The following is a 7,256-nucleotide window of genomic DNA, read 5'->3' as shown; positions in this document are numbered from 1 at the left end:
CCACCCCCTCGTGGGGGCCGCCTGTACTCCCGGCCTGTGGGTCTGGGGCGGCGCGGACGCCGCCCCCCCCGGCGCGCCCGGCGCGCGCTAGAACGGCTTGACCACCACCAGCGTCACGATGCCCGCCGCGGCAAGCACGGTGAACGGGGCATAGAGATCCACCATGGGCGGACGGCTGGCGCCCCCCGCGGCCATGCGCCGCAGCGAGGCGCTCTGCATGCCCAGCAAGGCGGACAGGCCCAGCGCGAAGGCCACCTTGATCCAGATCCAGTTCATCGCGAACCATCCGAACGTCATGGCCAGATGCAGGCCGATGAGCCAGGTGATGACCATGGCGGGCGTGGTGACGAACAGGGTCCAGCGGCGCAGCGCATGGAGCATCCTGCGTTCCTTGGGCGCGTCGTCTCCTTCCTGCGGCTGCGACGACAGGAGAAACAAGGAGACGAAGAGCGAGCCCGCGAGCCAGGCCACGGCGGCCGCGACATGGGCCATTTTCAGGAGTTGATAGGTCATGGCGGGCATTATCGCCGTTGGCGGCCAGCCCGGAGCAGCGGACCGGCGCCGGCGGTTTGCGCTACGGCAAACTCCCCGGCGTTCGCGCTGCCGCCCGCGCGGCGTCAGTTGCCGGCTTGCGGGGCGGCGGGCTTTTCCTGCGCGGCGGCCGGCGTTTCCTGCGCGGCGGCGGGCTTTTCCGATGACGCAGCAGGCTTTTCCTGCGTTGCCGCAGGCGCCGGGGTCGCGGAACCGGCGGGGGCATCGCCGCTGGCGGCCGGGGCCGGCTTGTCGCCGCCCGCCGCCGCGGGATTCAGCGTGTCCGCGGGCGCGTTCGGCGACACGACGGGATCGGCCGGCACGGGCGGCGCCTTGGGCGCGGCGGCCTTGCCGCGCGCGGGCGCGGGCTCGTGCGGTGCGGCGGCCGCCTGTGCATCCGGCAGGTAGCGCTGCAGCAGCTGGAAGAAGCCGTCATAGAACTTGGGCCGGGTCACCGTCTGGCTGCCCGTCTTCACCAGCGAATCGTCGCTGCCGCCGAAGGGCATGGACACCTGCCCCAGCACGCTGACCCCCACGCTGGCGGAGTTGCCGGTGCGCTTGATCGAATAGCGGTCCTGCACGGCATTGGCGAACACGGTCGCGCGCTCATTCGAGCTGGCGTCCGACGCGCATTCGATATTGAAGCTGATCTGCGTGTGCTGCCCGTCTTCGCCCTGGAAATTCTTGTGGCCGGTCACGCGCGACGGATCGAACTTGTCGATGTTGTAGCCCTGGCTGAGCAAGGCGCGCCGCCCCGCGTCGCAGGCCGCATTGCTGGCGGCGGGAAAGGTCCGCGAGAAGGTGTCGCTCTGCGCGAAGTCCTCTCTTTCGTAGGCGGGCTTGGGAGAGGAGCATCCGGCCAGGACGGCCGCCAGCGTGGCAAGCAGGGGAAAAGCGATACGACGGGTAATGCAGGGCATGACAGGTCCGGCTTTGGGCAACGACCTGCATTATCGGCCAAGAAATCGGGCAAGTTATTAGGGACGGGGTTGGCTGGTGATAGGTTGAAACAGATTCGAGTGCTGCGGCCCGCTGGGTTGTAATTGGTATCGAAAGAAATGGGGAACAAGCCACGTTTCGCGGCGCGCCCCCGCACATGCGTGAAGCGCGAGCCCCAAGCACGCGGGAAAGCGCTGGCCACGCCCTCAAGCCGCCACGGTGCGTTCAACCAGGACGCAGCGCACCTCGTGCCCCGGCGCGACGGGGACGATCTCCGGCACGGCCTCCCGGCACCGCGGCCGGGCGTGGCCGCAGCGCGGGGCGAACGAGCAGCCCGGCGGCAAGGCGGCCAGATCGGGCGGCGAGCCCGGAATGGTTTCCAGGCGCTGGCCCTTCTGCATGGCGCCGTGCGCCCGACCCTTGAGCAGGGCTTGCGTGTACGGATGCCGCGGCGCCCGCAGCAAGTCCGCCAGCGCGCCCTGCTCCACGATCCGCCCGCCGTACATGACGGCCACGCGGTCGGCGATTTCGGCGGCCGCGCCGATGTCGTGCGTGACGAAGACGATGGACAATCCCAGCTCGCGCTGCAGTTCGCGCAACAGCAGCAGGATCTGGATCTGCACCGTGGCGTCCAGCGCGGTGGTGGGCTCGTCGGCCAGCAGCACCTTGGGCGAACACGACAAGGCCAGCGCGATCATCGCGCGCTGGCGCATGCCGCCGGACATCTCGTGCGGATACGCCTGCAGCCGCCGTTCCGGGCTGGGAATGCGCACCCGCTCGAACAGCGACAGCGCCTGCGCGCGTGCCTCGGCGGCGCGCTTGCCGGTATGCCGGCGCACCATTTCCTCGATCTGCCGACCGACCGTGTACACGGGGTCCAGCGCCAGCAGGGGCTCCTGGAACACCATGGACACCACCGGCCCGCGCAGCGCGGCCAGTTCGCGCGGGTTCATGGCCAGCACGTCGCGGCCATCCACCAGCATCTGGCCGCGCATGCGGGTCCGCTTCGGCGGATGCAGACGCATCAGCGCGCGCAAGGTGACGCTCTTGCCGGACCCGGACTCGCCGATCAGCGCCACGGCCTCGCCGCGGCCGACGTCCAGGCTCACGCCGCTGAGTGCCTGCACGGTTTTGGCGCCCGCCTGGAAGGCGACTTCCAGGTTGCGGATGCTGACCAGGGGTTGCGTCGCGGCCGTCATGACAGGGCTCCAGAGGCGGCGTAGCCGGAATCGGGTTGGTGGATCAGGCAGCGCACGGCGTGGCCGTCGCGCTGCGTCATCGAAGGCGCCTCGCTCGCGCACGCCGCCCGCGCCTGCGCGCAGCGCGTATGGAAGCGGCAACCCGAGGGCGGATCGATGGGATTGGGCGGATCGCCCGACAGCGGCGCCGATTCCGTGCGCACGCCCGGCTCCATCGACGGCATCGAACGCAGCAGCGCCTGCGTGTAGGGATGGCGCGGCGCATCGAACACCTGGTCCACCGGCCCCAGTTCGACGACCTGGCCCAGGTACATGACCATGACGCGGTCCGAGATGTAGCGCACCACGTTCAGGTCGTGGCTGATGAACATGTAGGTCAGACCGAAGTCGTCCTTCAGGTCCAGCAGCAGGTTCAGCACCTGCGCCTCGACGGACTTGTCCAGCGCCGACACGGCCTCGTCCAGGATGACCAGCCGCGGGTTCAAGGCCAGCGCGCGCGCGATGTTGACGCGCTGGCGCTGGCCGCCGGACAGTTCGTGCGGATAGCGGCCGGCGAAGCGCTGCGCATCCAGCCCTACCCTGCCCAGCAGATCGCGCGCGGCGGCGATGGCCTCGCGCGCCGCGCTACCGTGCACCCGCGGCCCGAACGCGATGGAATCCTCGATCGTCATGCGCGGATTAAGCGATGAATAGCTGTCCTGGAACACCATCTGCGTCTGGCGGCGAAACTCGCGCAGCGCCAGCGCGCGCGATCCGACGGCGACGCCGTCGAAGACCAGTTCGCCGCGGTCCTGGCCGATAAGCTGCATCACCAGCCGCGCCGTCGTCGACTTGCCGCAGCCGGATTCGCCGACCACGCCCAGGGTTTCGCCCTTTTTCACGTCGAAGTCCACGCCGTCGACGGCACGCACCGCGTTGCCGCCCTGCCGCCGGGACAGCGGATCGCGCTTCAGGGGAAAGTGCTTGACCAGGCCGCGCACGCTCAGCAGCGGTTGGGCCGGACCGCCCAGGTCCTCGTGTCCGGGATGGCGGATTTCCGCGACGTGGTTCATTCCTTGACCTCCATGGCGGAGCGCAGTCCGTCGGACAGCAGGTTGAAGGACATGGAGGTGATGAAGATCATCACGCCCGGCAGCGCCGCCACCCAGGGCTGCGTGTAGATCGCGGTGCGCAGGGTGTTCAGCATCAGGCCCCACTCGGGCTCTGGCGGCCGCACGCCCAGCCCCAGGAACGACAGCCCGGAAGCCAGGATCATCGACACCGATATCAGGCTGGTCGAATACACGAAGATCGGGCCCAGCACGTTGGACAGCACGTGCGCGCGCACGATGGTCAACGGCCGCGCGCCCGAGGCCCGCGCCGCGTCGACATAATCGCTGCGGCGCACCTGCGTGGTGACGCTTTCGGCGACGCGCACGATCTGCGGGATGAAGACGATGGTGAGCGAGAGGATCGCATTGAAGATGCCCGCGCCCAGCGTGCCGGACAACGCGATCGCCAGCAGCACCGACGGAAACGCGTAGAACACGTCCACCACCCGCATGATGACCGTGTTGGTCCAGCCGCCGGCGTAGCCCGCCAGGATGCCGATCGCGCTGCCCACCACGAAGGCGGCGATCACCGGGACGATGCCCATGAAGAGCGACAGGCGTGCGCCCAGCATCAGGCGCGACAGCATGTCCCGCCCCAGTTCGTCCGCTCCCAGCGGATAGCCTTCGGTGCCGATGGGCCGCAGGCGCTTGAGCATCGAGGCCTGGAACGGATCGGCCGGCACGATCCACGGCGCCAGGATCGCCATGACGATCAGCGCCAAGATGAGGGCGCCGGCGGTCAGCGCCACGGGATCGCGGCGCAGCCTGCGCAGCACGTTGGACCAGTAGCCCGGGGACCGCGCCACGGGCGCCTGGGGCGCGGGCGCGGCCAGGCTTGCAACGGAATCGGTCATGATCTCAGTTCCTTTCGATGCGCGGGTCGAACAGGCCTTGCAGGATGTCGACCACCAGGTTCAGGACCACGAAGAACAGCGCCAGCACCAGGATCGTGCCCTGCAGCAGCGGCAGGTCGCGCTGGAAGATGGCCGCGTTGAGCAGAAAGCCCGTGCCCGGCCAGGAAAAAACGGTTTCGATCAGGATGGAGCCGCCCAGCAGGTAGCCCAGCTGCAGGCCCATCACGGCCAGCGCCGTGGGCGCGCAGTTCTTCACCACGTGCAGGAACACGCCCAGGTCGTTCAGGCCGCGCGCGCGCAGTCCCACCACGAACTCCTGCGACAGGGTTTCGGCCACCAGCGCGCGCACGGTGCGCGCGATGATGCCCATCGGGATCACGGACATGGTGACCGCCGGCAGGATCATGTGGCGGATATGCGCCCAGTCCGCCACCCATTCCCCCGACCCGCCCGGCCCCGCGCCGGTCGGCGGCAGCCACATCAGCTGTGTCGAGAAAATGATGACCAGCACCATGCCCAGCCAGTAATGCGGCACGCTCACGCCGACGACGGACACGAACGACGCCACCCGGTCCATCGGCGAATTGCGGTAGTAGCCGCCCACGAAGCCCAGGAAGCCGCCCACGACAAAGCCGAGCAGCGTCGCCAGACAGGCCAGCCTGAGCGTGTTGCCCACGGCGTTGAACACTTCGGCCGCCACCGGCCGGCCGCTGGCGATCGACGTGCCCAGGTCGCCGTGCAGCGCGCGCCACAGCCAGCCCGCGAATTGCTCGACAAGCGGCCGGTCAAAGCCATAGAGCTGCATGAGCTGGCGCTGCAGGTCGGCCGACGCGTCGGGCGGCAGGATGGACACCAGCGGATCGCCGGGCGCCAGGTGGATCAGCAGGAAACAGAGCAGCGCGACCCCCACCATGATGGGCAGGGCGTACACCACGCGCCGGAAGATATAGGACAGCATAGGCGTCACCGGCTAGGGTCCGTAGACCGCTGAAGGAGCCACGCGCGGGCCCCGAAAAAGCGCCGGACGCCTCGCGCGAGGCATCCGGCGCGCTCAAGGTCAGTCCATGGACATCGTGGCGATGTCGATGAACCAGCTCTTGGGCTGCACCACGCCCTTGACCTTCGGGGAGATGGCGCGCGGGCCCACGTCGTGCGCGATCCAGACGAAGGGAGCCTCTTCCACCACGCGCGCGTGCAGCTTGGCCAGGGCCGCGTCGCGTTCGGCGGGCGTGAAAGTCGTGCGGGCGTCCTTGATCAGGCCGTCGATCTCGGCGTTGCCGAAGTAGCCCCAGTTGTTGGATGCCGGCGGGAAGGTCTTGGTGCTGACGAAGCGCACGATGGCAAAGAACGGATCCATGGCGGCGAAGCTGACGTTGATGGCGTCGCTGCCGTTGGCGGACGGGTCCTTGGCGCCCTTGCGCCAGTTGGTGAACAGGGTGTTCCACTCGACCACGTCGAAGCTCACGTCGAAGTAGCAGTCCTTCAGGTTCTGCTGCACGAACTCGTTCATGGGCAGCGGCTGCATCTGGCCGGAACCGGACGCGGACGTCTGGACCTTGACCTTCACGGGCTTGGCCTTGGAGTAGCCGGCATCGGCCATCAGCTTGCGCGCCGCGTCGGGGTCGTACTTGATGTCGAACTTGGGATTGCCCCACCACGGATGGCCGGGAGGCACGGTGCCCTTGGGCTCGCCCATCATGCCGCCCAGCAGCTGCTTGAGCTCGCCGCGGTTCACGCACAGGTTGGCGGCCTGGCGCACGCGCGGATCCAGCCAGGGCGACCCTTCCTTGAACGACAGCTGCCACGGCCAGACGTGCGGCTGCTCATTGGAATAGATGACGAAACCGCGGCTCTTGATGGCCTCGAACGCGTCCGGGGCGGGCGCCTCGATCCAGTCGACCTGGCCCGACATCAGCGCCGCGGTGCGCGAGTTGGCCTCCGGCAGCGGCAGCATCACCACGCGGTCGATCTTCGGGCGGCGCTTTTCATCCCAGTACGCGTCGTACTTGACGACTTCCAGGCGCTCGCGCGGCACGAACTTCGACATCTTGAAGGGGCCCGTGCCCGAGGCGTCCGCGGCGAACGCGGCCCATGCCTTCTGCGAGCGTTCGGCCGCATCGGTCACCGACGCCGGCACCTCGGCCAGCTTCTTGTTCCACTGTGCAGGCGATGCCATGTACAGGTTGGTCAGGTTGATGGGCAGGAACGAATCGGGCTCGGACGTCGTCAGCTCCACCGTCAGGTCGTCGATCTTTCGGGCCGACTTCAGCGTCGGCATGCGCGAGGCCGTCACGCCGACCTGGCTGGCGTCGAACTGCGGCGCACTCTTGTCCAGCACCTTGCCCACGTTCCACACCACGGCATCGGCGTTGAAGTCCGAGCCGTCATGGAACTTCACGCCCGGACGCAGCTTGAAGACCCACTTGGTCTTGTCCGCGCCGTCCACCTCCCACGACACCGCCAGGGCCGGGATCAGCACGCTGGCCTCGTCCTTCCTGGACAGGTCCCATTGCGTCAGGCCGTCGTACATCGGAATGCCGGTGAAGCGGTTGCCCTCGAAGCCCTGGTCGGGCTGGCCCAGCGTGCGGGGGATGTCCCCCGCCGTCATCGCGATGCGCAACACCTTGTCTGCGTGCGCGGCG

The 7,256-nt window shown here is 68.6% G+C and carries 7 protein-coding genes; all 7 read right to left on the bottom strand.

The genetic code is table 11. From position 1 onward, the window contains the following. Window positions 1-87: 87 nt before the first annotated feature. Window positions 88-513 carry a CopD family protein gene (locus tag ABE485_RS30845; protein WP_346519056.1) on the bottom strand — a complete coding sequence of 142 codons (426 nt, stop codon included), beginning with the start codon at window positions 511-513 and terminating at the stop codon, window positions 88-90. A 104-nt stretch (window positions 514-617) separates the two neighbouring features. Beyond that, complete coding sequence (locus ABE485_RS30840) at window positions 618-1,451, bottom strand: DUF2242 domain-containing protein (protein WP_346519055.1); 834 nt, start codon at window positions 1,449-1,451, stop codon at window positions 618-620. 225 nt (window positions 1,452-1,676) lie between these two features. After that, window positions 1,677-2,669: an ABC transporter ATP-binding protein gene (locus ABE485_RS30835; protein WP_346519054.1), complete on the bottom strand. Its 993-nt coding sequence runs from the start codon at window positions 2,667-2,669 to the stop codon at window positions 1,677-1,679. After that, a complete protein-coding gene (locus ABE485_RS30830; protein WP_346519053.1) occupies window positions 2,666-3,721 on the bottom strand; it encodes an ABC transporter ATP-binding protein in 1,056 nt (351 codons plus the stop codon). Before ABE485_RS30830 ends, ABE485_RS30835 begins: the two co-directional genes overlap by 4 nt. Next, on the bottom strand, window positions 3,718-4,614 hold the full coding sequence (locus ABE485_RS30825; protein WP_346519052.1) for an ABC transporter permease: 897 nt from the start codon (window positions 4,612-4,614) through the stop codon (window positions 3,718-3,720). The genes ABE485_RS30830 and ABE485_RS30825 overlap by 4 nt, the downstream gene beginning before the upstream one ends. 4 nt (window positions 4,615-4,618) lie before the next feature. Continuing rightward, on the bottom strand, window positions 4,619-5,572 hold the full coding sequence (locus tag ABE485_RS30820) for an ABC transporter permease (RefSeq protein WP_346519051.1): 954 nt from the start codon (window positions 5,570-5,572) through the stop codon (window positions 4,619-4,621). A gap of 99 nt (window positions 5,573-5,671) precedes the next feature. Next, on the bottom strand, window positions 5,672-7,256 hold a 1,585-nt coding region (locus ABE485_RS30815; protein ID WP_346519050.1), incomplete at its 5' end, for an ABC transporter substrate-binding protein.

Origin of the sequence: Achromobacter spanius, from assembly GCF_039673305.1 — a bacterium.
Classification (GTDB): Bacteria; Pseudomonadota; Gammaproteobacteria; order Burkholderiales; family Burkholderiaceae_B; genus Achromobacter; species Achromobacter spanius_F.
This window is presented reverse-complemented; position numbering and strand designations above follow the sequence as displayed.

What these genes read in the sequence shown, in the direction of transcription:
- ABE485_RS30845 (WP_346519056.1), bottom strand. Translation starts at nt 513, where the DNA reads ATGACCTATCAACTCCTGAAAATGGCCCATGTCGCGGCCGCCGTGGCC.
- ABE485_RS30840 (WP_346519055.1), bottom strand. Translation starts at nt 1,451, where the DNA reads ATGCCCTGCATTACCCGTCGTATCGCTTTTCCCCTGCTTGCCACGCTG.
- ABE485_RS30835 (WP_346519054.1), bottom strand. Translation starts at nt 2,669, where the DNA reads ATGACGGCCGCGACGCAACCCCTGGTCAGCATCCGCAACCTGGAAGTC.
- ABE485_RS30820 (WP_346519051.1), bottom strand. Translation starts at nt 5,572, where the DNA reads ATGCTGTCCTATATCTTCCGGCGCGTGGTGTACGCCCTGCCCATCATG.
- ABE485_RS30825 (WP_346519052.1), bottom strand. Translation starts at nt 4,614, where the DNA reads ATGACCGATTCCGTTGCAAGCCTGGCCGCGCCCGCGCCCCAGGCGCCC.
- ABE485_RS30830 (WP_346519053.1), bottom strand. Translation starts at nt 3,721, where the DNA reads ATGAACCACGTCGCGGAAATCCGCCATCCCGGACACGAGGACCTGGGC.